Genomic DNA, 25,609 nt, shown 5'->3' with positions numbered 1-25,609 from the left:
TCGAGGCCGCCATGCGCATCGCGCTCCTGTCCGACATCCACGGCAACCTGCTCGCGTTGGAGGCCGTCGTGGCGGACCTGCGGCGACGGGGCGTGGACCAGATCGTGAAACTCGGCGACATCCTGTCGGGGCCGCTGCAGCCGTTGGAGACGGCGCAGTACCTGATGGCGCAAGGCTGGCCCACGATCGCCGGCAACCATGAACGGCAACTGCTCGCTGTCACCGCGGACAAGCCGGCCGGTGCGTCTGACCGTTTTGCGCGTGAGCGCCTGGGCGAGTCGGAACTGGCGTGGCTCCGCGCGCTGCCGAAGACGATGCAACTGACCGATGAGGTCTTCCTGTGCCACGGCACGCCGCGCAGCGACATCACGTATTTCCTCGACACGCAGGATGGTCCGCGTTTGAGAACGCCGTCAGCCGGTGAGGTGGCGGAGCGGCTCGGAGATCAGTCGTCGGCGCTGGTTTGCTGCGGTCACACGCACATCCCGCGCGTGCTGCGCAGCGCGCGAGGGCAATGGCTGGTGAATCCCGGCAGCGTCGGCCTGCAGGCGTGGGACGACGATCATCCGATCCGCCATGTCGCGGAGAACGGCTCGCCCGATGCGCGCTATGCGATCGTGGAACGGACCGCACAGGGCTGGGTGACCGAGTCCATCAGCGTGCCGTACGACCACGAAGCGATGGCGAGCATCGCTGCCAGGAACGGACGGGCGGATTGGGCGAGGTGGTTGAGGACGGGATGGGCGGACGATTGAGATCGGCAATGGCGGACGCAGCAGGTCTGCCAGCCAGATCCTGAAAGTCATCTTGAATCGGCTGCCTTTGGAAGAAATCCTGTGCATTCATGAGGCACCGAACAGGCGACCACGTCGGATGGCCAGACGCTTCAATTCCTTCGCAGTAACTCGCCGACTTGTCTGACTCTGAGCGGAGAAGTCGGCGAGTGCATGGGCGGGGTTGTCCACCAAAGTCGGATGATCTCGCACGGGATTTTCGAAGCAGGTCACGCCGCATGCCAGGAACTCGGCAACGCTGAGTCCGTACACCGCGACGGACACCCTGTCATTGCTCGTGTAGAGCCTATGGGACTGCTCCGCTGTCGTGAGCGTCGATCGGTCGACAGACAACAGACCGTTGTCTGCCTTCGAGGGCATGAAGCAGGAGCTGCAGGGGCTTCCAGCGTTCAGCCCGGTGGGATGGATCTGACGGAACAGGACTTCGTCCGCATTGCACAAGCTCACCGCCATTCCGGGCCTCCTGCGTTGTCGAATGCCTCGAGAAACTCGGCATTCATGGAGGGATAGGGATGTGGGAACAACTTGAGATTGCCGTCGATTTCGAATCCGAAGATCTCCACTGTGCCATCGGGGCTCACTTCCACTGTGAGGTCCCAGGCGCCTCGGACATATTCCACCAGCACGCCGCCTTCGGGAGAGGGAAACAGTTCGCCAAGTCGAATGAGCGGTGGGCGCAGTGCCAGGAGTTGCCGGGTGAGCGCCAGTGCCAACGCCGCGATGGGTGGCGCGCCATCATCATTCCAATCGGCGGGAAGCGCTTCCAACTCGGCCAGGCGTTTTTCGACGTGCAGCCACTGCGCATCAGTCGAGTGAGGTCGCTGCGGTTTGCTCTGATGAGCCTGCGATGCGCGCGGCGGAATCGGCTTGGAAGGCATCAGGCGGTCCGAATATGCATAGGCCATTCACCGCTCCTTGCTTGGTTGTGGAAGGAGCTGTGATTCTTCGAGTTGCGTCGCCTGACGTCTCTCACCTCAATCGGCATGAAATCCAGGCGTGGCCCCCGATCCAAGGAGACTGGGTGACCGAGATGAGGAGGGCGGTTCCGGATGCTACGGCGCGGACGCCGGCGCGGCATCCGCGGGCGGACCCGCCGGCACCGTCTGCCGGTGCCCCGCCGCCGCCTTGTAGCGCTTGACGAAGGCATCCACCTCCGCCGGATCGATCACGTCCTCCAGGCGCTCGAAGCCGTCTGGCGCGCGTTCCTCCACCATGTCGAGGATGTAGTCCAAGCCCTCCTGCCGGTTCAGCTCGACGATCCGCGCGCACATCGGGCGACGTTCGGCCTCGTAGTGGTCGAGCGCCGTCTCCACGCGCGGTTCCTCGCGCAGCGCCCGCGCGATCGCCTCAGCGTCGAGGATCGCCTGCGTCGCGCCGTTCGAGCCGATCGGGTACATCGGATGCGCCGCATCGCCCAGCAGCGTGATGCGGCCCTGCCGCCAGCGCGGCAGCGGATCGCGGTCGACCATCGGCCATTCCAGCAGTTGCGTCGCGCTCCCGATCACACCCGGCACGTCGAGCCAAGGGAAGCGCCAGCCGCCGAAGGTCGGCAGCAGGTCGTCGATCGAGCCGGGCCTGTTCCAGTCCTCGCGGTCCGGCGCGGTCAGCCCGCCGCCGAGTCCGTCCTCGCGCAGGCGCCGGTCGCAGATCCAGTTGATGAGCTGCAAGCCGTCCGGCCGCGGCGGCGCGATCGGATAGACGACGAACTTCGCGCGCCGATGTCCTGCCTGCACCATCGTGCGTCCGTCGAGGAAGGGCGTCGCCAGCGAGGTGCCGCGCCACATCATCATCCCGTTCCAGCGGGGCGCGCCCTCGTGGGGGTGGAACTGGCGCCGGATCGCCGAGTGGATGCCGTCCGCCGCGATCAGCAGGTCCGCGCGGCGGGCCACCGGCGCGCCGCCGGCATCCGTCCCCGTCACGATCACCTGGTCGCCGTCGGATTGCGCGCCGCTCGTGCGCCATCCGCTGACGAGGCGCTCCGCGCCGAGCCGCGCCGCCGCCTCGCGCCACAGCATCAGCTGCAACTCGCCGCGATGCACGCTGAATTGCGGGTGGCTGTAGCCGCCGGCGAGTCCGCGCCGGTCCTCGTAGATCGTCTGCCCATGCCGGTTGGCGAAGATCAGCGCCGAGGTCGGCACCGCCATCGCCTGCAACTGCGGCATCAGCCCCAGCCCGTCGAGGACGGCCACCGCATGCGGCAGCAGGTTGATGCCCACGCCCAGCGGCTTGAGCGCCGCAGTGGCCTCGCAGACGGTCACGCGGTGTCCGTCGCGTTGCAGCGCCAGCGCCGCGGCCAGTCCGCCGATGCCGCCGCCGGCGATCACGATGTCGAGGGCCATGAGGGTCTCCAGTCGATCGGCTCAGGGTAAGCGAGATAGTTGCGCTATGCAACAGTACCTAAGCTGATCGGGATGAGCCGGACCCCGCCCCCGAACGCCAACCCGGAGCCGCCCGAGGCGCCGCTCCTGCCCGTCCCCGGGCTGGACTACGGCGTCCTCGACGACCTGCTCGGCTACGCGCTGCGGCGCGCCCAGAACGCGCTCTACCTGGACTTCTACCGGGCGACGTCGGCACTCGACGTGAGCCCGCAGCGCTTCGCCGCCCTGGTGCTCGTCGGGCGCAACCCGGGCATGCGGCAAGGGCTGCTCGCGCAGGCGATGGGCTTGCACCGCAGCGGCGCGCTGCGCCTGACGGACTGGTTGACCGGCCGCGGCTGGGTGGAGCGCCGCGACGACGCCGAGGACGGGCGCCGCTGGGGCCTGTTCCTCACGACGGCGGGCAAGCGCCAGCTCGCCGTGCTGGAGCGACGCGTGCGCACGCACGATGAGCGCCTGATGAGCGAACTCGGCGAGCGCGCCGCGCGCCTGAAGGCGGACCTGGAGCGCCTGGCGGAGATCGCCTCGGCGCAGGGCGGCGGCGGATGAGAACGACAGCAGCCATCGACTGAGCACATCGACTGGCGTGACGACAGCGACAGACAACAGCGACAACGACAACGACAGACGACAACGACAACGACAACGACAGACAACGACAGACAACAACGACGGAGACAAGCGATGAACGACCCCGATCGGAAGCTCACCCGCCGCGACGCCGGCCTGCTGCTCGGCGCCGCGATGGCCGGCCTGGCGGTGCCGCTGCGCGCGCAGACGGCGGCGATGCCGCGCATCCTCGTCGGCTTCCCGGCCGGCGGCTCGGTCGACGTCTGCGCGCGCCGCGTCGCCGAAGCCTGGCGTGGACGGCTCGCGGAGAACGTGCTGGTGGAGCAGCGCGTCGGCGCGGGCGGCCGCCTCGCGGTGACCGCGCTGCGAGACGCGCCCGCCGACGGCGGCACGCTGCTGATGAGTCCGTCGTCGATGTTCACGATCTATCCGCACGTCTATCGCAAGCTGGCCTACAAGCCGGACACCGACGCGATCGCGGTCTCGCCGATCGCCAACGCGACCTGCGGCTTCGGCGTGGGACCGATGGTCCCGGCGACGGTGAAGACGATGGGCGACTTCGCCGCCTGGGCCAAGGCGCATCCGGAGCAGTCCTCCTATGCGTCGCCCGCGGCCGGCGCGATGCCGCACTTCCTCGGCGACCAGTTCAAGCGCGCCGCCGGCATCACGCTGACGCATGTGCCGTACCGCGGCGCCGCGCCCGGCCTGCAGGACCTGATGGGCGGGCAGATCGCGTCGGGCTGTTTCATCCTGGGCGACCTGCTGCCCTATGTCGCCGGCGGCCGGGTGCGCGTGCTCGGCGTCACCGATCACGAGCGCTCGCGCTTCGCGCCGGAGGTGCCGACCTTCGGCGAGCAGGGCTTCAAGGGCATCATCGGCGTCGAGACCTACGGCCTGTTCCTGCCGCCGAAGACACCGGCCGCCGTCGTCGACAAGGTCTTCGACCTGGTGCGCGTCGCGCTGCGTGAGAAGCAGGTCGTCGAGGGGCTGGCCAAGCTGGGCTTCGAACCGCTGGCGATGCAGCCGGCCGACTACGCGCGCCGGCTGGCCGCCGAACGCGCGCAGTGGGGTCCGATCGTGGCGGCGTCCGGGTTCTCGTCGGACGATTGAGCGGGCGGCTCGCGTCGGCGTCTGCGTCTGCGTCTGCGTCTGCGTCGGCGTTAGCGGCAGCGGCAGCGACAGCGTCGGCGCGTCACTGCACGCGCTTGACCCGGACCGGGGCGCCCAGGCCTTCGATCGTCATGAAGTAGCTGGCCTTGAGCGCGCCGGCCTTGATGAGCACCTGAGGATCGGTCCGGGCGCCGATCGACGTGCCTTCGTCGAGCAGCTGCCACACCTGGCCGTTGGCCAGTTTCACGCGGTCGAGCTTGTTCCAGCCGTCGAAACGCCCGGTGATCCGGCTCGCCAGGGTGTCCGGCGCCGGGCCGAGCTGGCCGAAGTTGCTGTCGCGGGGCGTCATGTCGATCTCGACCGACTTGCCGGCAGCCCGCGCCGTGCGCAGCGCGGTCGCGGCCTGGTCGAAGCATTGCAGGCGCGCGGTGTTGTCGGCGATGTCCAGGCAGCGCAGCACGTCGGCGTCGCCCTGGGCGAAGGTCGGGCCGGCGGCCAGGGCCAGCAGGAGCGCGGTCAAGGAAGCGGCGGTCGATGTCATGGGGGTACGGGTCAGCGATGTCCGGAGCCGGAGCTTATCGGGCTTCGGACCGGACCTCCCGCGGCCGGTGTCGCATGCAGGCCTCGCCACGCCAGCCAGGCGAGCGGCATGGCCACGAGGGACAGGCCCAGGCCCAGGTGGCCGGCGGCGCTCCAGCCCCAGCGCTCGACCACCGTGCCCATCAGCGGCGGCCCGAGCAAAGCCCCGGAAGCGCCGAACTGCGTGAGGCGCCCGCTGGCGAGCGCCAGGCGCTCCGGCGTGCGCGCGGCCAGCGGCAGCAGCGCGAAGACCAGGCTGGGGAACACGCCCGACGCCGCGTTGATGCCGATGGCCAGCGCCGCCTGCCAGGAGGCGTCGCCGCCGTCGCGCATCACGCCGAGGTAGAGCAGCCCCGACGCACCCAGCGACACCGCCATGCCGACGGCGATCGCCGGGGACAGCGCGCCGTGGCGGCGCAGCAGCCAGGCGCCGAGGGCGCTCGCGGGCACGTTGGCCAGGGCGGCCGCGGCGGTCCAGGTGCCGGCGCTGCTCAGGGGCATGCCGCCTTGCGTGAGCAGGCTGGGCAGCAGCGCGAGCAGGCCCACCTCGGCGACCGCGTAGGCGCCGAAAGCGGCGACCAGCGCCCACAGCAGCGCGCCGGTCGCGCCCGGCGGATGGCGGGACTCGACGGCGTGCGGGTCGTCGTCCACGCGGATCGACCGCAGGCCGATCCACAGCAGCACGCCGCCGGCGACGCTCAGCGCCTGCGCGGGCCGCCAGCCGGCCCAGCCCGCCGCATGCGCATAGACCCAGGCGCCGATCGCCATGCCCACCGGGAGGAAGGTGCTCCAGAGCGCCATCGCGGCCGCCTGGCCCCGGCCCTCGGCAGCGCGGGCGATCAGCACGGGCGCGGCGACGACGATGGCGAGGTAGCCCAGGCTCTCGAGCAGCCGCGCCAGCGCGAGCAGGACCACGCCGTGCGCGAAGCCCGCCGCGGCCGCGCCCGCGGCGAGGGCCAGCACCGCCCCGGCCAGCGCCCGCTTCAGTCCGATGCGCGGCAGCCAGCGTCCCGCGACGCCGCCGAGCGTGGCGCCGCAGACTTCGAGCAGCGAGGTCAGCGCGGCCATTGCCGCCAGTCCGAGCTGGAGCTCGCGCGCGATCGGCGGCGACAGCGCGGCCAGCTTGCCCAATTGGGCCGCGGCGAACACGCCGCAGAGGTAGTACAGCAGAATCCTCACTTCGGCCCTCCGATGCCGATCTTCCCGACCATCGATCGCTCGTCCCCACGCACGTCCTCGCGCCCGTCCTCGCGTCCCTCTGCCGCCTCGCCATGAACGACTCGCCGCTGCTTTCCTGCGATGCCCGCCAGCTCGGCCACAGCCTGCGCCTGTGGCGCTCGATGCGCCGCCTGAAGCAGGGCGCCGTCGCGGCGGAGCTGAGCGTGTCGCAGACGACGGTGTCGCGCTGGGAATCGGGGATCGCCGCGCCCTCGTTCGACGAGCAGCAGGCGCTGCGTCGGCTGATGACCGCGCGGCTGGACAGCGCCGCCGACTTCGAGTTGGGCCGCCTGGTCGAGCGCGCGCCCGGCGCGGTGCACCTGATCTGCGACCTGAGCCATCGCCTGCTGGCGATGTCGCATGCGCGGGAGCGCCATTGCCGCCTGCCGCGCGCCGAGCTGATCGGTCGCGCGCTGTGGTGCTACGCGACGCCGGAGATCGTGGCGCAGGAAGCGCGGCTCGACGCGCTCGGCTGGTACGAGCCGGCGCCCGCCGCGGTCGAGTTCGACACCGGCGCGGCGGTCGAGCAGGACATGCCCATCCTGCCGAGCCGGATGCGCTGGGTGCGCTTCCAGCTGTCGGATGGGAGCTTCGTCCGGTTGACCGAGACGATCTCGTAAGGCGGTCATGCCGCGAGGCTACGGACCGCCTCGCACCTCGTCCACGAATAAAAGATTCATCGCGGCGCTTGCCGCGCTTCCACGGCGTCGCCGCGTCGCCCACGACGAGGCGTTCCGGGCCTATCGCGTCTGGGTCTGAGGGCGCCCCATCCGCCTTCGAGGACAATCGCGCCCATGGCTGTCCTTTCCCTCTCCAACGCCCACCTCGCTTTCGGCCACGTGCCGCTGCTCGACGGCGCCAATTTCTCACTCGAAACCGGCGACCGCGTCGGCCTGATCGGTCGCAACGGGACCGGCAAGTCCTCGATGCTGAAGGTCCTCGCGGGCATCGAGAAGCTCGACGACGGGCTGCTGCAGCTCGAAAAGGGTCTCACCAGCGTCTACGTGCCGCAGGAACCGGAGCTCCGTCCCGAGGCCACGATCTTCGACGTCGTCAGCGAAGGCGTCGCCGAGGCCAAGGCGCTGCGCGAGCGCTACGAGGCGCACGACGAGAACGACGACCTCGGCTGGGTGCAGGAGCGCATCGAGCAGATCGGCGCCTGGAACTGGGAGCAGCGCGTCGACGAGACGCTGCACCGCCTGGACCTGGACGGCGGACGCAGGATCGGCGAACTCTCCGGCGGCCTGAAGAAACGCGTCGCGCTGGCCCGCGCGCTGGTCGCGCAGCCGGACGTGCTGCTGCTCGACGAACCGACCAACCACCTGGACCTGGACGCGATCCGCTGGCTGGAAGAGCTGCTGAACGGCTTCAAGGGCTCGCTGCTGCTGATCACCCACGACCGCGCCTTCCTGGACAACGTCGCCAACCGCATCGTCGAGCTCGACCGCGGCCAGCTCCGCGGCTATCCCGGCAACTTCGCCGCCTTCCAGGCCGCCAAGGCCTACGAGCTGGAGAACGAGGCGCTGGCCAACGCCCGCTTCGACAAGATGCTGGCGCAGGAAGAGGTCTGGATCCGCAAGGGCGTCGAGGCGCGCCGCACCCGCAGCGTCGCCCGCGTCCAGCGGCTGCATGAGATGCGCAACGAACGCCAGTCGCGCCGCGACGTGCAGGGCAAGGTCCGGCTGGACGTCGCCACCGGCGACTCGAGCGGCAAGATCGTGGCGGAGCTGGAGGGCGTTTCCAAGCGCTTCGGCGACCGCGTGATCGTCGACGGCTTCACCGGCACCATCCTGCGCGGCGACAAGGTCGGCCTGATCGGCCCGAACGGCGCAGGCAAGACGACGCTGCTGAAGATGATCCTCGGCGAACTGCCGCCCGACAGCGGCGCGGTGCGCCTGGGCACGAAGATGTCGGTCGCCTACTTCGACCAGATGCGCGACGCGCTCAACCTCAACGCGACGCTGGCCGACACGATCAGCCCGGGCAGCGAGTGGATCGAGATCGGCAACCAGCGCAAGCACGTCAAGAGCTACCTGAGCGACTTCCTGTTCTCGCCGGCGCGGGCGGAATCGCCGGTGTCCAGCCTGTCCGGCGGCGAGCGCAACCGGCTGCTGCTGGCCCGCCTCTTCGCGCGACCGGCCAACGTGCTGGTGCTGGACGAACCGACCAACGACCTGGACATCGAGACGCTGGAGCTGCTCGAGGAACTGCTGGCCGAGTACGACGGCACCGTGTTCCTGGTCAGCCATGACCGGCGCTTCCTGGACAACGTCGTGACCTCGACCATCGTCAGCGAAGGCGGCGGCAAGTGGCGCGAGTACGAAGGCGACATCGAGGACTGGCTGCAGCAGTCGCAGCGCGCGGCCGAGATCAAGGCGCGCCAGGCCCCGGCCGCCGCGCCCACCCCGGCGCCTGCGCCGGCCCCCGCGCCGGCACCGGTGGTGGCGACCAAGCGCAAGCTCAGCTACAGGGAACAGCGCGAGCTGGACGAGATCCCCAAGCAGATCGGCGCGCTCGAGACCGAGCAGAAGCACCTGCAGGCGCTGCTCAACAGCACGGAGCTGTACCAGCAGGGTGCGGGACGCATCACCGAAGTCACCAACCGCGCCGCCGAGATCGACGACGAGCTGCTGACGCTGATGACGCGCTGGGAAGCGCTCGACGGGAAGTGATCGTCAGGCCGATCGCCGGGCGCTGATTGCCCGGCGCTGATTGCCCGGCGCTGACCGCGGGACGCTGATCGCCGGGCGCTGATCGTCAGGCGCGGACGGTCAGTTCGCCCAGGCCTTCGTAGCGGGCGGTGACCGTCACGCCCTTGGCGATCTTAGTGGCCACGCGCCACGAGCCCGTCGTGACGACGCTGCCCGCCGGCACCGTCAGCCCGCCGCGCGTCGCGATCTGCAGCCAGCCGGCGATCACCCAGGCCGGGTCGTTCAGACCGTGGCCACCCACGCCGCCCATCGGCGGCTGACCCTCGACGATCAGTTCGCAGGGCTGGTTCGCCCAGTCGTGGCCCGGCTTCCACGCCTGCCACGGCCCCAGCGCCAACGCACCGTGCGTCTGCGCATCCGCCAGGCGCAGCGTGTTGTCCGCCGCCAGGCCGCGCTGCCAGCGCGAGCCCAGCCATTCCACCGCGACGCACATCGCGTCGATCAGGTGTTCGGCCTGACCGGGCACCAGCGCGGCGGCCATCTCCGGGGTCACGTCTTGACCGAGGCGCAAGGCGATCTCCGCCTCGGCGCCGACCAGCGCGAACTCGCTGAAGTCGCCCCCGTTGCGCAGGCCGCGCACTTCGCGCGCGCGTTGCGGCGGCAGCGGCGAACTGCCCAACGCGCCTTCGCGTGACGAACCGCCGCACTTCCAGAACTGCACCCGGCCGGGCGGCAGCCAGTCGAGCCGCTTCGCGAGTTCGGCCTGCGCCGCGTAGGCCGCCGCCTCGTCGGGCAGCGACCACGCGGTGTCGTCGAGCAGGGTGTCGGCGGTCCAGGCCTCGGCGAGCGCGGCACCGAGGTCGGCGGGGGAGGAGGAGCGAGGGATCGTCATGAGCGCGGATCTTAGGCGCGTCGACGGGCGCGGCCATCGAACCGCGTGACGCAGGTGACAACTCAGCCGATCTTGCGTCGCCCTTGCGTCCCTCCTTCGCCGCTCTTTCGCCGCTCTTTCGCCGCTCTTTTTGGCCGGGCGCCTTGCCCCCTCATCTTCAGGATCCCCATGCTCAACAGCTTGACCTCGCCCGGTGTATCGCCCTCCACGGATTTCGCAGGCATGACGATCGAAGGAACTCCAGCGGCGGCCTCCGCGGCCGCGATCGCCCTGGAACCGCCTCCGACGGAAACGGGCAGGTCCGATCCCATGCGCCTTCTTTTCGCTGACAGGGTGGCGACGGTGCCCCGCACGTTCGAGTCCCCGACCACCCTGGTGCTGCTGCAGGCACCCCCGAAGTTCCGACTGCCGAGGCACGTCGAGGTGCTGGATGCCAGCACGCTGGGGAGCCGCGAGATTCTGCGCGACAGCCTCGTCCTGCCTGACGCCGGCGCACCGTTCTCGCGCTATCGATTCGACATGCTGTATCTGGCGATCACACTGCTGCCCTCGATGCGGCATGGCTGCGCTGCGCAGACATGCGTCTGCGACACCGAGTCGGAGTGGCGGGGACCGAACGCTGGCAAGGGCACACGCATCGCCGAATTGCTGAGGAATTGGATGTCGAGCGCCGGGGACCCGCTCGTTGCTGCCTATCGCGGACTCTCGAGCCACCAGAGAAGCCGGGTCTGGCCGTGGATCGCCGCAGTCGGCACGCTGCCGGTGAAGGACGCCGGGCAGTTGCGAACCATGAGGCGTCTGAGGGACATCGATCCGCCGAGCCCCGGTGACCTCGACTTCCCGCCTGCCTTGAGAATGCCCGACGATTCCGAGACCGCGGATCGCAGCGAGTCGCCGAAGGCGTTGGACGTGTTGGCGCCGCTCGACGACCTCAAGCCCAAGACGTGGCATCAGGCCTGGGAGGAGTCGCTGCGGGCGTTGGAGGTCATCGCCGCCGACGATTCCCACCGCAGCGGCAGCCCCCTGCCGAGCGAGCAGGGAGGACACTGGGCCCAGGCGCTGCACAAGGCAGGGCGGCGCGTGTCCGAGCGCCTGTGGACCTTGCTTGAGGTCGATCCCGCCTGCTTCGTGGTCGGATGTCGTGCACTGGGCCTGGCTGAGTTGGATCGGGTGCTAAGCGCGACCGCTCGCGCCGCACTCGGCGGCCGCGCCACGCCGGCGATGTCCAGAGCCCTCTTGGAGGTCAGCGCGGTGGCGTATATGGCTGGTCTTCCGGAATGGCGAACCTGGGTCCGGTTGTATGGGCTGCAGCGACAGGGGCTCGATGGCATCGCGTTCGACCCGGCGGCGCCGTTCTGCTTCTCTCAATGGGCTTGGGCCAAGGACGACATGGCGACGCTCTTGCGGCGCGAGCCGGACCCTGCCTTTGCGCAGCCTGCTCGCGCAAAGGGTGACCGTCGGATCGACGCATGCCGGCGCCTGGGCACACTGTTGTGGGGATGGGTGGAAAGCGCCCCGACAAACATGGAGTCGGCCTGCAGGAACGTGGAACGTGAGCGACTCGAATCGTTCCTGGTCTTCCTGATGCTCGGGGCGGCGGCTGATGCCTTCGCCGACGAGGGCTCGGCGGTCCTCGCGACGGCGGATCGGCTGATCGGGATCGCGCAAGACCGGCAGGTGTCCGCGCCCGCGCTGGCCATGCTGCTTCATCGGACGGAAGGCCGGAACGATGATGGGACGTCACCGTTCCGCCGTGATCAGGCATCGGGCTGGGACCGGAACTTCTGGGCCAAGAGCTTCGCGTTCCGCCACTTGGCGCAGGGCTTGGGCGTCGCCCGTTTCATCGAGGGTTTCGATCCCTGCGAGCGCCTGACGGTCGATCACGTCCCGTCGTGAGGCCTGGCGCTGGTGCGCTCGCGCTGCCGGCGCTGCTCGGCGACTGCAGGGGGCCGCACGATGTGGCGCCCTATCTCGAGTTCGGCAGTGACACGCTGTACCCGGCGACCCATCTGATGAACGGGAACGCCGCGAACGTCGTGGTTCTGTTCAAGGCCGACGAGCAAGGGCGTGTCGAGCCGATGACCGTCGCCGACGGGCCCAACCGGACCTTCATCACCCACGTCCAAGTCGCGATGCAGGATTGGCGGGTACGGCCCGCCACGCTGCGCGGTCAGCCGGTGGCCGTGATCTGCACCCGGCGGCAGGGCTACCGGCTCATCGGTCCCTGGGCGCCGGTTCCCGAGGACGGCGATCGCAATTGATCCGCCGGGCGCCTGCTCAGCGCCTGAGCGCCTCCCGCGCCCGCTCCAGCGCGTGCCAGAACTTCGGATCCTGCGAGGTCGCGAAGTTGATGCGCATCAGCGTGCCCGGCGTGCGCGTCGGGCTGAAGAGGATGCCAGGCGCGATCAGCCAGCCCTGGTCCATCATCGCCGGCCCCAGCCGCTCGGTGTCGACGCCCACGTCGACCCAGCCGAACAGCCCCGCCGGCACCGCCGCGAAGCGGCAACCCGCGTCCTCGGCCAGCCGCACGCAGCGCTGCCGCGCCGACGCCAGCCGCGCGGCGATCCGCTCGGCATGCTTGCGCAACAGGCCCTGCTCCAGGCAGAGCGCGACCGCCCGGTCCATCAACGGACTGGTCGTCAGCGAGGCCAGCAGCTTCAGGTCGGTCAGGCGCGCCATGCGGTCCGGACTCGCCGCGACGAAGCCGACCCGCCACGCCGGCGACAGCATCTTCGAGAAGCCCGAGACGTAGATCGTGCGCCGCAGCTGATCGAGGGCGGCCAGCCGCGGCGCGTGGTTCGGCGCGAACAGCGCGTAGGTGTCGTCCTCGACGATCAGCAGGTCGTGCTCGTGCGCCAGCTGCAGCACCTGGTGCGCGTGCGCCAGGTCCAGCGTCGCGCCGGTCGGGTTGTGCAGCACCGACACCGTCACGTACATGCGCGGCCGGTGCTCCTCGATCAGCCGGCGCATCACCGCGATGTCCGGCCCGTGCGCGCCGCGCGGCACCGGCAGCAGCCGCATGCCGGCCTGCGACAGGCGCGCGTACTCGATCGCCCAGCCCGGGTCGTCCACCAGCACGGCGTCGCCCGGCTCCAGGAAGGCCCGCGTGATCAGGTCCAGCCCGTGCGTCGCGCCCACGGTGCTCATGATCTGGTCCGGCGCGGCCTGCACCGCGATGTCCAGCAGGCGACGCGACAGCGCGCGCCGCAGGCGCTCGTCGCCGAGCGGCTCGCCGTAGCCGGACAGCAGCGCGTCGTCCGCGTTCGTCGCCAGCCGCCGCAACGTCGACTGCAGCAGGCCCAGGTCCAGCCATTCCGCCGGCAGCGTGCCCAGCCCCGGGGACCGTCGGGCGTCCGCCTGGAACATGCCGCGGATCAGCGCGCTGGCGTCGACCGGCGGCGGCAGTGGCGCGGGGGCGACGTCGTGGGCGACCGTCGCCCGGGGCGGCGGGGTCCGGGTTTCGCGAACGAAAAACCCACGCTTCTTGCGCGCTTCCAGCAGGCCCTGAGCGAGCAACTGGTCGTAGGCCGCCACGACCGTGTACGGGCTGACGCCATGGTGGCGCGCGCAGTCCCGCACCGACGGCAGCCGCGCGCCCGGCAGCAGCAGCCGCTGCTGGATCCGCGCCGCGAAGCGCTGCGCCAGCTGCTGCGCGAGCGGCTGGCTGGCATTGCGGGAGAGGGCGACCGGCGCGACATTGGCGCTGTTGGGGGCGCTCATGCTGCCGTTGGCTGTGCTGGTGTCCATGCCGATACAGATCATGCGGTGGTATGGCGCAGTGTATTGGTCCTGTGCTGGTCGACCCCTTAGACTGGTCCGCTCAACCGGAGACAACCCCCATGAACCGCAGTCCCTGGACGCAGGCCCGCCGCGCGGCGCGCATGAACCCGTCCATCATCCGAGAGATCCTGAAGGTCACCGAGAAGCCGGGCATCCTGTCCATGGCCGGCGGCCTGCCCAGCGCGGACACGTTCCCGGTGGAAGCCATCAGGACCGCCTGCGACCGCGTGCTGACGCACAACGCGAAGGAAGCGCTGCAGTACGCCGCCAGCGAGGGCTTCGCGCCGCTGCGCGAGTGGGTCGCGGCCAAGGTCGCGACGCTGGGGATCAACGCCTCGCCGGACCAGGTGCTGATCACCAGCGGCTCGCAGCAGGGCCTGGACCTGGTCGGCAAGCTGCTGTGCGACGCGGGCGCGCCGGTCGCGGTCGAGACGCCGACCTACCTCGGCGCGCTGCAGGCCTTCACGCCGTACGAGCCGATCTTCGCCAGCCTCGCCAGCGACGACGAGGGCCCGCTGCCCTCGGCCATCGAGGCGCTGCCGCACGACGCGCCGGGCACGCGCTTCGCATACCTGCTGCCGAACTACCAGAACCCGACCGGCCGCGTGATGAGCGCCGGGCGCCGCCAGGCCGTGGTCGCCGCCGCGCGCAAGGCCGGCGTGCCCATCGTCGAGGACAACCCCTACGGCGACCTGTGGTTCGACCAGGCGCCGCCGGCCTCGCTCAGTTCGCTGTGGCCGGAAGGCAGCCTCTACCTGGGCTCGTTCTCCAAGGTGCTGACGCCGGGCTTCCGCCTGGGCTACATCGTCGCGCCGAGCGAGCTCTATCCGAAGCTGCTGCAGGCCAAGCAGGCCGCCGACCTGCACACGCCGGGCTTCAACCAGCGCGTGGTGCACGAGGTCATCAAGGGCGGCTTCCTGGACGAGCACGTGCCCAAGATCCGCGCCCGCTACAAGGCCAACCGCGACGCGATGGCCAAGGCGCTGGAAACGGCGCTGCCGCCGGGCTGCGAGTGGCAGACCCCGGAAGGCGGCATGTTCTTCTGGATCCGCCTGCCCGAGGGCCTGGACGCGATGGCGCTGCTGCCGCGCGCGGTCGACGCCGGCATCGCCTACGTGCCGGGTGCCGCGTTCTACGCGCACCAGCCGGACACGCGCACGCTGCGCCTGTCCTTCGTGACGCTGACGCCGGACCTGATCGCCGAAGGCGTCGACAAGCTGGGCCGCGTGCTGCACGAGGCGCTGGCGCTGACGACCGCCGAAACGGCACCGTGATCGTCACGATCGCCTGATCCCGCAGCCCGCCGCGATCATCCGCGAGGGCTGTGCCCGGTTCCTGTCACCCGTCACCGCCGCGTCAGGCGGGACGGGTCGACTCATCCCGTTTTTCCGCTTTCCCGAGGTTCCGCATGTCCGAACTCCGCCGCTTCGTTCAAGTCGATGTCTTCACCGCCGAGCCGCTGAAGGGCAACCCGCTGGCCGTCGTGATCGACGGCGCGGGCCTGGACGAGGCCACGATGGCGAAGTTCGCGGAATGGACGAATCTCTCCGAGACGACCTTCCTGCTGCCGCCCACGCATCCCGACGCCGATTACCGCGTCCGCATCTTCACGCCGCGCGGCGAACTGCCTTTCGCGGGACATCCGACGCTGGGCTCGTGCCACGCGTGGCTGTCCAGCGGCGGCGATCCGAAGCGGCCCGGCGAGGTGGTGCAGGAATGCGCCATCGGCCTGGTGCGCATCCGCCGCGACGGGGGACGGCTGGCCTTCGCCGCGCCGCCGCTGCGGCGCGAGGGACCGGTCGAACCGGCGCTGCGCGAACAGGTGGCACGCGCGCTGCGGATGGCCGACGCGGACCTGCTCGACGTCGTCTGGGTGAACAACGGCCCCGACTGGATGGCGGCGCGCCTGGCCTCCGCGGAGGCGGTCCTGGCGGTCGAGCCGGATTACGTCGCCATGGGGCAACTCAAGCTGGGCGTCGTTGGCGCTTATCCTGCGGGCTCGCCGCTGCAATTCGAGGTGCGGGCCTTCGTGCCCGGCCTCGGCCCCGCTGAAGACCCGGTGACGGGCAGCCTCAACGCGGGTCTGGCACTATGGCTGCAAGGCGCCGGTCTGGCGCCCGACCGCTATGTGGCCGCCCAGGGCGCCGCCCTCGGGCGTGCGGGCCGGGTGCATGTGGCGAAAGAGGGCGGACATTGCTGGATTGGCGGCGATGTCACGCCGTTGATCCACGGTCAGGTGAGGTTGTGAAGCCATGAGCATGGAAGTCGATCATCTCGTTGTCGCCGCGAACACCCTCGAGGAGGGCCGCGCCTGGTGCGAGCGTGTCCTCGGTGTGTCCCCTCAACCCGGTGGGCGCCATGCGCTGATGGGCACGCACAACCTGCTGCTCAACATCAGCGGGCCGCCGGCCTATCCGCGCTGCTACCTGGAAATCATCGCGATCGATCCCGAGGCGCCGGACCCCGGCCGGCCGCGCTGGTTCGACCTGGACCAGCCCGCCGTGCGCGAGCGCTTGAAGGAGGACGGCCCGTCGCTGCTGCATTGGGTCGCGCGGGTGGCCAGCCTGGACGCGACGCTGGCCACCTGGGCGGGCGAGGGTGTCGATGCCGGCGAGGCGGTCGAGGCTGCCCGCGGCGACCTGAGCTGGCGCATCGCGCTGCGCGAGGACGGCCGCCGGCTGCGCAAGGAAGGCCTGCCGGTGCCGATCGAATGGAAGGGCGACGCCCATCCGACCGACAAGCTGCCGGAGAGCGGCGTGCAGCTGCTGGGTTTCGAGGCCCGCGACGGCCTGCGCGCGCAGCTCTCGACGCCCAAGGGCACGATCGAGCTGGAGGCGATCGAGGGGACGCTGTCCGATGCGCCGACGCAGTCCGGCGACCTCGACGACGCCCTGCCGACGTCCCGCTGAGCCCCCTGACCCCGGTGACCCCGGTGACCCCACTGAGGTGGCGCCGGGCGCCGCCGTACCAGTGCCGACAAGGACCCGATGAGTACGCTGGATCTTTTCCGCGAGGACGCGCAATTGCGCGAGTGCGAAGCAACGCTGCTTCGTGCCGATGAACGCGGCCTGCTGCTGGACCGCACCGTGTTCTATCCGCAAGGCGGCGGGCAGGCCGGCGACGCGGGTACGCTGACGCTGCCGGGCGGGCGCGAGCTGCGCATCGCCGACACCCGCAAGGGCGAGGGCGGCGAGATCCTGCACCTGCCCGCGCCGGAGCAGGACCTGAGCGGCCTGGACGCCGGCACGCCGGTCACCGCGCGCATCGACTGGACGCGTCGCCACGCCCACATGCGCTTCCACACCGCGACGCACCTGCTGTGCGCGCTGGTGCCGCACCCGGTGGACGGCTGTTCGATCACCGCGGGTTATGCGCGCCTGGATTTCCACATGACCGATCCGCTCGACAAGGACGCGTTGACGGCCGGCATCGCCCGGCTCGTCGCCGAGGCGCATCCGGTCGGCCACCGGTGGATCAGCGACGAGGAACTCGATGCGAATCCGACGCTCGTGCGCAGCATGAGCGTGTTGCCGCCGCGCGGCAGCGGCCGTGTGCGCCTGCTCGCGATCGACGGTGTCGACCTGCAGCCCTGCGGCGGCACACACGTGGCCAACACGGCGGAGATCGGCGCCGTGGTCGTCACGAAGATCGAGAAGAAGTCGGCCAGGACACGCCGCGTGGTGCTCGGTTTTGCGACCGGGGACGCGACCGCGACCGCGGCAACGGTGACGGCATCGACATGAGCGGCCTGCGTGTGCTCGGACGCGCGGCGTCCATCAACGTGCGCAAGGTGTTGTGGACCGGCGTCGAGCTGGGCCTGGACCTGACGCGCGAGGATGTCGACGTCAAGGCCGATGCCTTCCGCGCGCTCAACCCCAACGCGATGATGCCGGTGCTGATCGACGAAGCGGCCCCGTCGTTCTCGATGTGGGAGAGCAACAGCATCTGCCGCTATCTTGCGCGCCGCGAAGGCCGCGTCGACCTGCTGCCCGACGGCCCCCGGCAGCGCGCGCTCGTCGAGATGTGGATGGACTGGCAGGGCGGCGAGCTGAACAACAGCTGGCGCTATGCATTCATGGCGACGGTGCGCCGGAGCGCGCAGCATCAGGACGCCGCGTTGATCGACGCCGGCGTCGCGAACTGGAACCGCCACATGGCGATGCTCGACGGCCAGCTCGCGCGCTCGGGCGGGCCGTTCGTGCTCGGCGACACCTTCACGCTGGCGGACGTCGTGCTGGGCTTGTCCACGCATCGCTGGCGTGCCGCCCCGATCGCGCACGCCGACCTGCCGGCCGTGGAAGGCTGGTACCAACGCCTGATGACCCGCCCCGGCTTCGCCGCCCACGGCCCGGCCGCCGGTCCTTGACGAACGCCTCTAGACGTCCCCCTTGATCCTCGGGACGGCCTCGCTACACTCGCCCGCTGTGGACACGCCTGAGATACGACTGATCAGCCCCGATTCGCCCACGTTGTGGGAAGAAGCGCGCGCGATCCTGCGCGAATACGCGCAGGGCCTGGGCATCGACCTGGACTTCCAGAACTTCGACGAGGAACTGGCCTCGCTCCCCGGCGAGTACGACGCGCCGCAGGGCGCGCTGTTGCTGGCACTGGTCGACGGCCAGATCGCCGGTTGCGGCGGATTCCGGCCGATGACGGATTCCGACTACGCCAACGCCTGCGAGATGAAGCGCCTGTTCATCCGCCCTGCGTTCCGCCGTTTCGGACTGGGGCGCACGATGGCGCAGGCGCTGATCGATCGCGCCACCACGGCGGGCTACTCCACCATGCTGCTCGACACCCTCGACGACATGGAAGCCGCGCGCGACCTGTACGAAAGCCTGGGCTTCGAGGAGATCCCGCCGTACTACTTCAATCCGATCGCCGGCGCGCATTACCTGAAGGTCGATCTGGACTGAGCCCGGCTGGCCCGCGTCGGCATCGCGCCCGGTCCCCAGCAAGGGTTTCCGGTTTCGTCGGGTTACCGGCATAGCATCGGGGCATGAGCTCACAGCCCCATGCCGCTTCGACGACGTCCTCGGACGACCTCTTCCGCCTCGAGCCCGCGTCGCTGACGCCGGCACTGCTCGGCGAGTCGCCGTTCTGGCATCCTTTGGAGCAATGCCTCTATTACGTCGACATCCCGGGCAAGGCCTTGTTCCGGCTCGACAACGGCGCGGACGCGCCGACGCGCTGGCCGCTCAACGACGAGCCGGGCTGCATCGTGCCGCTGACCGACGGCGGGCTGCTGATTCCGCAGCGCAACGGACTCTGGCGCTTCGATCCCGCGACCGGCGCGTACGTGAAGCTGCTCGATCCGCCCTATGACGCGTCCAAGCGCCGCTTCAACGACGGCAAGGCCGATGCGAAGGGGCGGCTGTGGGTCGGCACGATCGACGACGCGCGCCAGCCGGAATCGGCGCTCTATTGCCTGCGCGACAGCGCCTTCGAGCAGGTGCAGGACGGCATCACCGTGTCCAACGGCCTGGCCTGGAGCCCGGACGGCCGCACGATGTACTGGGCCGACACCAAGGCCCATGAGATCTACCGGTTGAGTTTCGACGCGGACACCGGCACCGTCGGTCCACGCGAAGTTTTCGCCCGTTTCGAGAAGCGCGCGCCGGAACAGTCGCTGGAAAGCTACGGCGGCCGGCCGGACGGCGCGGCCGTCGACGTCGAGGGCGCGTACTGGATCGCCATGATGGAAGGTCAGCAGCTGCTTCGGCTGTCGCCGTCGGGCGAGGTGCTCACGCGGGTCGAGCTGCCCGTGCGCTGCGCGACGATGCCGACCTTCGGTGGTGCGGACATGCGCACCCTTTTCGTCACCACCGCACGGGAAAAGCGCAGCGAGGCCGAACTCGCGTCGCAACCCTGGGCGGGCTGCGTGCTGAAGATGCGGGTGGCGGTGGCCGGACTGCCGGTCCAGTTCGCGCACTGGCCCATTTGAAGCAGCCCGAAGAAGCAGGCCGAACAAGCAGCCCGAACAAGCAGCCCGAACAAGCAGCCCGAACAAGAAGTCCGAAAGGGCCAGGTGTTGCGCGCACACCGCGCGCGGGCGGGTGCTGGAAGTGATGCGAAAGCCGATGAACAGGGCTCGGGAGAGCCCTAGGCGTGGATCGCACGGGCTGTCAAGTCGGCGCGGATGGGCCGGCGCCACGGCCTGTTAAGGGTTCGTAAGGCCAGAACCCCTATAATCCCGTGGTTTTGCAGCTCGCCCCCTGACGCCGTGAATCCCGATCCAGCGCACGCACCTGTTGCGTCGCCCGCAGAGCCGCCCCGGCCCGTTCCGATGAACGACCGCGGCACCGCCAGCCAGGATCCTTGGGACGATGGAACCGAAGGAGATGCGGCTGCCGAACCGGCTTTCAAGCCCTTGACGCGAGAAGAAGCGCAGGACTTGCGGGCCCGGCTTCCGGCGATGTCCGTCTGGTCGTTGTTGACCTGGCAGGCCGCGATGGGGGCGATCATGGTCGCGCTGTGGGGACTGCTGTCCCTGCAAGCCGACAAAACCTGGTCGGCGCTGTTCGGTGCCGTCTCGGTCGTCGTGCCGAACGCCCTGATGGCGTGGGGCATGACGCGGCAATCAGCCAGGGACGCGGGCACGCCGATGCTCACGTTCGCGGTCTGGGAGCTGGTGAAGATCATTCTGGCGGTCGCCATCCTGGTGGCGGTCGTCGTGGGTTACGCATCGTTGAGTTGGGCGGCATTGCTCTCGACCCTCGTCGTGACCCTGAAGGCAAATTGGCTGGCCCTGCTTCGGCGGGGTCGAATCAGAAAATAGAGACGGAAACACCACCATGGCAGCAGAAGGGCACGCGCCGACTTCGGGTGAATACATCACCCACCATTTGCAGCATTGGCAGAAGAATTTCGCCTTCGAAGATGCGAAGCAGACGGGCATCGTCGACTTCAGCGTCTTCAACTTCGATTCGCTGATCTATTCGACGGTGCTCGGCCTCATCGCCGTGTTCGTCCTGTGGCGTGTCGCACGCAAGGCGCATGCCGGCGTGCCGGGACGCTTCCAGGCGGCCATCGAGATGCTGGTCGAACTGGTGGACAACCAGGCCAAGTCGGTCATCCACAACGAGAAGAGCCGCCGGGTCATCGGACCGGTCGCCCTGACCGTGTTCGTGTGGATCTTCTTCATGAACTTCATGGACATGCTGCCGGTGGACTGGCTGCCGACGCTGTTCACCAACTACGTCGCCCATGACGCGCACCACGCCTACCAGCGCGTCGTGCCGACCGCCGACCTGTCGACCACGCTGAGCCTGTCGACCTTCGTCCTGGCGCTGGTGTTCTTCTACAGCGTCAAGATCAAGGGTCTGGGCGGCTGGGGCCACGAACTGATCGCCGCCCCGTTCGGCGACCACTTCCTGCTGTGGCCGTTCAACTTCCTCATGCAGGTCATCGAGTTCATCGCCAAGACGGTGTCCCATGGCATGCGACTGTTCGGCAACATGTTTGCCGGCGAGCTGGTGTTCATGCTGATCGCCCTGATGGGTGGCGGCTGGGCCCTGACCGGAACCGGCATCGGCCTGGCCATCGGCCACGTCCTCGCCGGCACGGTCTGGACGCTGTTCCACATCCTTGTGATCACGCTGCAGGCCTTCATCTTCATGATGCTGACGCTGATCTACCTGGGCCAGGCGCACGACGCGCACTGATCCGGACGGACAGCTCGATCCCTGCGATTTCTCGATTCCTTTTCCCTTTCTCTTTATCTAACTCTCTCAGGAGCAAAACATGGAAAACATCCTCGGTCTGGTCGCTCTGGCTTGCGGCATCATCGTTGGTCTGGGCGCGATCGGCGCTTCCATCGGCATCGCGCTGATGGGCGGCAAGTTCCTGGAATCGTCGGCCCGTCAACCCGAGCTGATGAACGAACTGCAAACCAAGATGTTCATCCTGGCCGGCCTGATCGACGCCGCCTTCCTGATCGGCGTCGCCATCGCCCTGCTGTTCGCGTTCGCCAACCCGTTCGCCGCTACGCTGCTGGCCACCGTCGCTCGCTGATCGAGCCCGAACCCTTTCACGACTGAAAGGATCGTGCCGTGAATATCAACGCTAGCCTCTTCATCCAGTGGATCCCGTTTGCGCTTCTCGTGTTCGTCACGATGAAGTTCATCTGGCCACCGATCGTGAAGGCACTGGACGAGCGCGCGGACAAGATCCGTGCCGGCCTGACCGCCGCAGACCAGGCCAAGGCCGAACTGGCCAACGCCAACAAGAAGGTCGACGAGCAACTGGCGCAGACCCGCAACGAAACCACCAAGCTGCTGTCCGACGCTGAGAAGCGCGGCGCCGCCATCGTGGACGAAGCGAAGAAGCGCGCGGAAGACGAAGGCGCCAAGATCATCGCCGCTGCCAAGGCCGAAGCCGAGCAGCAGTCGGCGCGTGCCCGCGAGGCCCTGCGCGAGCAGGTCGCCGCGCTGGCCGTCAAGGGCGCCGAGCAGATCCTGCAGCGCGAGGTCAATGCCGGTGTGCACGCCGAATTGCTGAACCGTCTCAAGACGGAGCTGTAATCATGGCTGAACTCGCAACCATTGCCCGTCCCTACGCCGAAGCGCTGTTCCAGGTCGCGTCCTCCCAGGACCTCAAGACCTGGAACGAGCAGCTCGCCGCGCTGGCGCTCGTCGCCGGCGACAGCCAACTGCGCCAGTTCGCCGAAGACCCCAAGGTGAGCGCCGACCAGGTGTTCGACGTGGTGTCCGCGGCGAGCAAGCAGACGCTGGTGCCCGGCGTTCAGAACTTCCTGCGCGAGGTGATCGCCAACGGCCGCCTGTCGGCGCTGCCGGCGATGGTCCAGCAGTTCCACGAACTGGCCAACGCCGCGTCCGGCGTGTCCGATGCGCACATCTTCAGCGCGTTCCCGATCGAGCCGGCCCAGCTGGCCGACGTGGTCGCGTCGCTGGAGAAGCGCTTCGGCCGCAAGCTGCAAGCGCAGGTTGAGCTGGAGCCTGGCCTGATCGGCGGTATCCGTGTGGTGGTCGGCGACGAGGTGCTGGACACCTCGGTGAAGGCCCGTCTGGAACGCATGAAAGTGGCGCTGACTGCCTGAAGCCTCGGCTTCAGGCTTCGGCCCGACTGCCTGAGATCCCCCCGATTCACCCTGGTGTCCCGCTTCGGCGGGATGCCGCTGGGAGCAAGCAATGCAACTGAATCCTGCTGAAATTTCCGAACTGATCAAGAGCCGCATCGAAGGCCTTGGCGCGTCCACCGACGTGCGCAACCAGGGCACCGTCGTGTCCGTGTCCGACGGCATCGTGCGCGTGCACGGCCTGTCCGACGTGATGCAAGGCGAAATGCTGGAGTTCCCGGTCGCCGCCGACGGCACGCAGACCTTCGGTCTCGCGCTGAACCTGGAGCGTGACTCCGTCGGCGCCGTGATCCTGGGCGCCTACGAGCACATCGTCGAAGGCGACACCGTGAAGTGCACGGGCCGCATCCTCGAAGTGCCGGTCGGCCCCGAGCTGATCGGCCGCGTCGTGAACGCGCTGGGTCAGCCGATCGACGGCAAGGGCCCGATCAACGCCAAGATGACCGACGTCATCGAGAAGGTCGCCCCGGGCGTGATCGCCCGCAAGTCCGTCGACCAGCCGGTGCAGACCGGCCTGAAGTCGATCGACTCGATGGTGCCCGTCGGCCGTGGCCAGCGCGAGCTGATCATCGGCGACCGCCAGACCGGCAAGACCGCCGTGGCGATCGACGCGATCATCAACCAGAAGGGTCAGAACATGACCTGCGTGTACGTCGCGATCGGACAGAAGGCGTCCTCGATCAAGAACGTCGTGCGCGCCCTGGAAGCCGCCGGCGCGATGGACTACACCATCGTCGTCGCCGCGTCCGCGTCCGAATCCGCTGCGATGCAGTACGTGTCGGCCTACTCGGGCTGCACGATGGGCGAATACTTCCGCGACCGCGGCCAGGACGCGCTGATCGTGTACGACGACCTGTCCAAGCAGGCCGTCGCCTACCGTCAGGTCTCGCTGTTGCTGCGCCGTCCCCCGGGCCGCGAAGCCTTCCCCGGCGACGTGTTCTATCTCCACAGCCGTCTGCTGGAGCGCGCCGCCCGCGTCAACGCCGAGTACGTCGAAGCCTTCACCAAGGGTGAAGTCAAGGGCAAGACCGGTTCGCTGACCGCGCTGCCGATCATCGAGACGCAAGCCGGCGACGTGTCCGCCTTCGTCCCGACGAACGTGATCTCGATCACCGACGGCCAGATCTTCCTGGAAACCAACCTGTTCAACGCCGGCATCCGTCCCGCGATCAACGCCGGTATCTCGGTGTCGCGCGTCGGTGGCGCTGCGCAGACCAAGCTGATCAAGTCGCTGTCCGGCGGTATCCGTACCGACCTGGCCCAGTACCGGGAACTGGCTGCGTTCGCGCAGTTCGCTTCCGACCTGGACGCCGCGACCCGCAAGCAGCTGGACCGCGGTGCCCGCGTGACGGAACTGCTGAAGCAGGCGCAGTACAGCCCGCTGTCGATCAGCCTGATGGGCGCGTCGCTGTACGCCGCCAACAAGGGCTTCATGGACGACATCGAGGTCAAGAAGGTCCTGTCCTTCGAGCACGGCCTGCACCAGTTCCTGAAGACCTCGCATGCCGCCCTGCTGACGAAGCTGGAAAACGACAAGGCGATGGACAAGGACGCGGAAGCTGAACTGAACGCCGCGATCACGTCGTTCAAGAAGTCCTTCGCCTAAGCAACCATGACCGGGTCTCGTTGAAGTCAGGCAAGACCCGGCCCTCACAGGAGAAATCATGGCAGCAGGCAAGGAAATTCGCGGCAAGATCAAGTCGGTCGAGAACACCAAGAAGATCACCAAGGCCATGGAGATGGTCGCCGCTTCGAAAATGCGCAAGGCGCAGGATCGGATGCGCGCGGCCCGTCCGTACGCGGAGAAGGTCGGCAACATCGCCGCCAATCTCTCGAAGGCCAACCCGGAATACCGTCACCCGTTCATGGTGGCGAATCCGGACGCCAAGTCGGTGGGCTTCGTGGTGGTCACGACGGACAAGGGTCTGTGCGGTGGTCTGAACACCAACCTGCTTCGTGCGGCGACCGGCAAGCTCAAGGAAGTTGAGTCCGCGGGTCAGAAGTCCGAAGTGGTGGCGATCGGCAACAAGGGTCTCGGTTTCATGAACCGGATCGGCGCCAAGGTCGTCGCGCATGCGACGCAGCTCGGCGACAGCCCCCAGCTCGAGAAGCTGGTCGGCCCGGTCAAGACGCTGCTGGACGCGTATGCGGACGGCAAGCTGTCGGCGGTCTATCTCTGCTACACGCGCTTCGTCAACACGATGAAGCAGGAGCCGGTGGTGCAGCAGCTGCTGCCGCTGACGGCCGAGTCGCTGGAGACGGATGCCGCGGGTCACGCATGGGACTACCTGTACGAGCCCGACGCCCCGACGGTGATCAACGAGCTGCTGGTGCGCTACACCGAAGCCCTGGTCTATCAGGCCGTGGCCGAGAACATGGCGTCCGAGCAATCGGCGCGCATGGTGGCCATGAAGGCCGCGACCGACAACGCCGGCACGCTGATCGGTGAGCTGAAGCTGGTCTACAACAAGACCCGCCAGGCCGCGATCACGAAGGAACTGTCGGAAATCGTCAGCGGCGCCGCCGCCATCAGCGGTTGATCT

At 68.9% G+C, this 25,609-nt stretch carries 27 protein-coding genes; 21 read left to right on the top strand and 6 right to left on the bottom strand.

All coding sequences use genetic code 11. The features are described from left to right. Positions 1 to 11: 11 nt before the first annotated feature. Positions 12 to 755, top strand: coding sequence for a metallophosphoesterase family protein (locus AC07O8_RS00705; RefSeq protein ID WP_495046217.1), 744 nt, complete (start codon positions 12 to 14; stop codon positions 753 to 755). A 482-nt stretch (positions 756 to 1,237) separates the two neighbouring features. Here the strand turns inward: AC07O8_RS00705 and AC07O8_RS00700 are convergent, their stop codons facing one another. Then, positions 1,238 to 1,699: a hypothetical protein gene (locus AC07O8_RS00700; RefSeq protein ID WP_495046216.1), complete on the bottom strand. Its 462-nt coding sequence runs from the start codon at positions 1,697 to 1,699 to the stop codon at positions 1,238 to 1,240. Positions 1,700 to 1,846: 147 nt separating this feature from the next. Continuing rightward, the gene (locus AC07O8_RS00695; protein WP_495046215.1) at positions 1,847 to 3,133 is read right to left on the bottom strand and encodes a flavin-dependent oxidoreductase; all 1,287 of its coding nucleotides are present in this window, start codon (positions 3,131 to 3,133) and stop codon (positions 1,847 to 1,849) included. A gap of 72 nt (positions 3,134 to 3,205) precedes the next feature. On the opposite strand from AC07O8_RS00695, the gene AC07O8_RS00690 reads away from it, so the two are divergent. Continuing rightward, a complete protein-coding gene (locus tag AC07O8_RS00690; RefSeq protein ID WP_495046214.1) occupies positions 3,206 to 3,718 on the top strand; it encodes a MarR family winged helix-turn-helix transcriptional regulator in 513 nt (170 codons plus the stop codon). A gap of 135 nt (positions 3,719 to 3,853) precedes the next feature. Next, complete coding sequence (locus tag AC07O8_RS00685) at positions 3,854 to 4,849, top strand: Bug family tripartite tricarboxylate transporter substrate binding protein (RefSeq protein WP_495046213.1); 996 nt, start codon at positions 3,854 to 3,856, stop codon at positions 4,847 to 4,849. Positions 4,850 to 4,931: 82 nt separating this feature from the next. Here AC07O8_RS00685 and AC07O8_RS00680 read toward each other — a convergent pair whose 3' ends face one another. Together AC07O8_RS00680 and AC07O8_RS00675 are read right to left on the bottom strand one after the other, a co-directional pair. Continuing rightward, positions 4,932 to 5,390 carry a hypothetical protein gene (locus tag AC07O8_RS00680; protein WP_495046212.1) on the bottom strand — a complete coding sequence of 153 codons (459 nt, stop codon included), beginning with the start codon at positions 5,388 to 5,390 and terminating at the stop codon, positions 4,932 to 4,934. A gap of 11 nt (positions 5,391 to 5,401) precedes the next feature. Further along, positions 5,402 to 6,607, bottom strand: coding sequence for an MFS transporter (locus AC07O8_RS00675; protein ID WP_495046211.1), 1,206 nt, complete (start codon positions 6,605 to 6,607; stop codon positions 5,402 to 5,404). A gap of 92 nt (positions 6,608 to 6,699) precedes the next feature. Here AC07O8_RS00675 and AC07O8_RS00670 point away from each other — a divergent pair, with 92 nt between their 5' ends. Together AC07O8_RS00670 and AC07O8_RS00665 are read left to right on the top strand one after the other, a co-directional pair. Next, on the top strand, positions 6,700 to 7,266 hold the full coding sequence (locus AC07O8_RS00670; RefSeq protein WP_495046210.1) for a helix-turn-helix transcriptional regulator: 567 nt from the start codon (positions 6,700 to 6,702) through the stop codon (positions 7,264 to 7,266). 174 nt (positions 7,267 to 7,440) lie between these two features. Beyond that, entirely contained in the window at positions 7,441 to 9,318 is a 1,878-nt protein-coding gene (locus AC07O8_RS00665) for an ATP-binding cassette domain-containing protein (RefSeq protein WP_495046209.1), read from the top strand. Between the two features lie 85 nt (positions 9,319 to 9,403). Here AC07O8_RS00665 and AC07O8_RS00660 read toward each other — a convergent pair whose 3' ends face one another. After that, positions 9,404 to 10,189, bottom strand: a complete 786-nt coding sequence (locus AC07O8_RS00660; protein ID WP_495046208.1) for a fumarylacetoacetate hydrolase family protein — start codon at positions 10,187 to 10,189, stop codon at positions 9,404 to 9,406. 168 nt (positions 10,190 to 10,357) lie between these two features. On the opposite strand from AC07O8_RS00660, the gene AC07O8_RS00655 reads away from it, so the two are divergent. Together AC07O8_RS00655 and AC07O8_RS00650 are read left to right on the top strand one after the other, a co-directional pair. Beyond that, the gene (locus tag AC07O8_RS00655) at positions 10,358 to 12,085 is read left to right on the top strand and encodes a hypothetical protein (RefSeq protein WP_495046207.1); all 1,728 of its coding nucleotides are present in this window, start codon (positions 10,358 to 10,360) and stop codon (positions 12,083 to 12,085) included. Positions 12,086 to 12,147: 62 nt separating this feature from the next. Continuing rightward, positions 12,148 to 12,450 (top strand): energy transducer TonB, encoded by a 303-nt coding sequence (locus AC07O8_RS00650; protein ID WP_495046206.1) that lies wholly within the window; start codon positions 12,148 to 12,150, stop codon positions 12,448 to 12,450. Positions 12,451 to 12,466: 16 nt separating this feature from the next. On the opposite strand, the gene AC07O8_RS00645 is transcribed toward AC07O8_RS00650, so the two are convergent. Continuing rightward, positions 12,467 to 13,909 (bottom strand): aminotransferase-like domain-containing protein, encoded by a 1,443-nt coding sequence (locus tag AC07O8_RS00645; RefSeq protein ID WP_495046950.1) that lies wholly within the window; start codon positions 13,907 to 13,909, stop codon positions 12,467 to 12,469. 119 nt (positions 13,910 to 14,028) lie between these two features. Here AC07O8_RS00645 and AC07O8_RS00640 point away from each other — a divergent pair, with 119 nt between their 5' ends. From AC07O8_RS00640 to atpG, 14 genes are all read left to right on the top strand, one after another. Further along, complete coding sequence (locus AC07O8_RS00640; protein ID WP_495046205.1) at positions 14,029 to 15,243, top strand: aminotransferase-like domain-containing protein; 1,215 nt, start codon at positions 14,029 to 14,031, stop codon at positions 15,241 to 15,243. 134 nt (positions 15,244 to 15,377) lie between these two features. Then, entirely contained in the window at positions 15,378 to 16,217 is an 840-nt protein-coding gene (locus tag AC07O8_RS00635; protein WP_495046204.1) for a PhzF family phenazine biosynthesis protein, read from the top strand. Positions 16,218 to 16,227: 10 nt separating this feature from the next. After that, positions 16,228 to 16,878, top strand: a complete 651-nt coding sequence (locus tag AC07O8_RS00630) for a VOC family protein (RefSeq protein ID WP_495046203.1) — start codon at positions 16,228 to 16,230, stop codon at positions 16,876 to 16,878. Between the two features lie 78 nt (positions 16,879 to 16,956). Beyond that, complete coding sequence (locus AC07O8_RS00625) at positions 16,957 to 17,712, top strand: alanyl-tRNA editing protein (RefSeq protein ID WP_495046202.1); 756 nt, start codon at positions 16,957 to 16,959, stop codon at positions 17,710 to 17,712. Then, complete coding sequence (locus AC07O8_RS00620; protein ID WP_495046201.1) at positions 17,709 to 18,335, top strand: glutathione S-transferase family protein; 627 nt, start codon at positions 17,709 to 17,711, stop codon at positions 18,333 to 18,335. Before AC07O8_RS00625 ends, AC07O8_RS00620 begins: the two co-directional genes overlap by 4 nt. Before the next feature lie 58 nt (positions 18,336 to 18,393). Then, positions 18,394 to 18,885 carry a GNAT family N-acetyltransferase gene (locus AC07O8_RS00615; RefSeq protein ID WP_495046200.1) on the top strand — a complete coding sequence of 164 codons (492 nt, stop codon included), beginning with the start codon at positions 18,394 to 18,396 and terminating at the stop codon, positions 18,883 to 18,885. 83 nt (positions 18,886 to 18,968) lie between these two features. Further along, positions 18,969 to 19,913 (top strand): SMP-30/gluconolactonase/LRE family protein, encoded by a 945-nt coding sequence (locus AC07O8_RS00610; RefSeq protein ID WP_495046199.1) that lies wholly within the window; start codon positions 18,969 to 18,971, stop codon positions 19,911 to 19,913. Positions 19,914 to 20,255: 342 nt separating this feature from the next. Continuing rightward, on the top strand, positions 20,256 to 20,747 hold the full coding sequence (locus tag AC07O8_RS00605) for an ATP synthase subunit I (protein WP_495046198.1): 492 nt from the start codon (positions 20,256 to 20,258) through the stop codon (positions 20,745 to 20,747). Between the two features lie 16 nt (positions 20,748 to 20,763). After that, positions 20,764 to 21,633 (top strand): F0F1 ATP synthase subunit A, encoded by an 870-nt coding sequence (gene atpB, locus AC07O8_RS00600; RefSeq protein ID WP_495046197.1) that lies wholly within the window; start codon positions 20,764 to 20,766, stop codon positions 21,631 to 21,633. 79 nt (positions 21,634 to 21,712) lie between these two features. Beyond that, on the top strand, positions 21,713 to 21,982 hold the full coding sequence (gene atpE, locus AC07O8_RS00595; RefSeq protein ID WP_067066400.1) for a F0F1 ATP synthase subunit C: 270 nt from the start codon (positions 21,713 to 21,715) through the stop codon (positions 21,980 to 21,982). Positions 21,983 to 22,020: 38 nt separating this feature from the next. Further along, entirely contained in the window at positions 22,021 to 22,491 is a 471-nt protein-coding gene (locus AC07O8_RS00590) for a F0F1 ATP synthase subunit B (protein ID WP_495046196.1), read from the top strand. 2 nt (positions 22,492 to 22,493) lie between these two features. After that, on the top strand, positions 22,494 to 23,027 hold the full coding sequence (locus AC07O8_RS00585; RefSeq protein WP_495046195.1) for a F0F1 ATP synthase subunit delta: 534 nt from the start codon (positions 22,494 to 22,496) through the stop codon (positions 23,025 to 23,027). 91 nt (positions 23,028 to 23,118) lie between these two features. Then, complete coding sequence (atpA, locus tag AC07O8_RS00580; RefSeq protein ID WP_067279194.1) at positions 23,119 to 24,672, top strand: F0F1 ATP synthase subunit alpha; 1,554 nt, start codon at positions 23,119 to 23,121, stop codon at positions 24,670 to 24,672. Between the two features lie 58 nt (positions 24,673 to 24,730). Beyond that, positions 24,731 to 25,606, top strand: a complete 876-nt coding sequence (gene atpG, locus AC07O8_RS00575) for a F0F1 ATP synthase subunit gamma (RefSeq protein WP_297530792.1) — start codon at positions 24,731 to 24,733, stop codon at positions 25,604 to 25,606. Positions 25,607 to 25,609 lie beyond the last annotated feature (3 nt).

The organism is Roseateles sp. GW821-FHT09G09 (assembly GCF_059415965.1).
This window is presented reverse-complemented; position numbering and strand designations above follow the sequence as displayed.